General features: G+C 68.5%; 1 protein-coding gene. It reads right to left on the reverse strand.

Annotated features, from left to right (window positions below; all coding sequences use genetic code 11):
* Positions 1-349: type VI secretion system baseplate subunit TssF (locus tag NCR40_RS31200; protein WP_250511821.1), on the reverse strand; the 349-nt coding region annotated here is incomplete at both ends.

Raw genomic sequence — 349 nt, forward strand, 5'->3', positions numbered from 1 at the left:
CGCGCTCGGGCTCGGTGACCGGCCACAGCCGCGTAGTCGGGCCAAAGCCCGCCCCTTCGAATTGAACGCCCTCGAGCGGCTGCAACTCGCCATTGCGCACCGAAGGCAAGCGCAGGCTAATCGAGGTGACCTGACGCGTTAGCGCCGCATAGAGCGCGGCCGCGGCGGCCCGCTCGCCGTGCAGATACAGCCGAATGCGCGACAGGTCCGTAGCCTCGCGCTGCTCGCCGAGCCACAGCCGGAAGATAAGGCGGATGACCGTGCGCCCGCCGTCGCGCACCGCAACCTCCGCGTCCTCGACTGAAAGTGGCAGTAGCTGGACGGCCTGCGTCGTGCGGTAGAGACACTT

It is taken from the genome of Caballeronia sp. GACF4, assembly GCF_023631025.1.
In the GTDB taxonomy this organism is placed as follows: domain Bacteria; phylum Pseudomonadota; class Gammaproteobacteria; order Burkholderiales; family Burkholderiaceae; genus Caballeronia.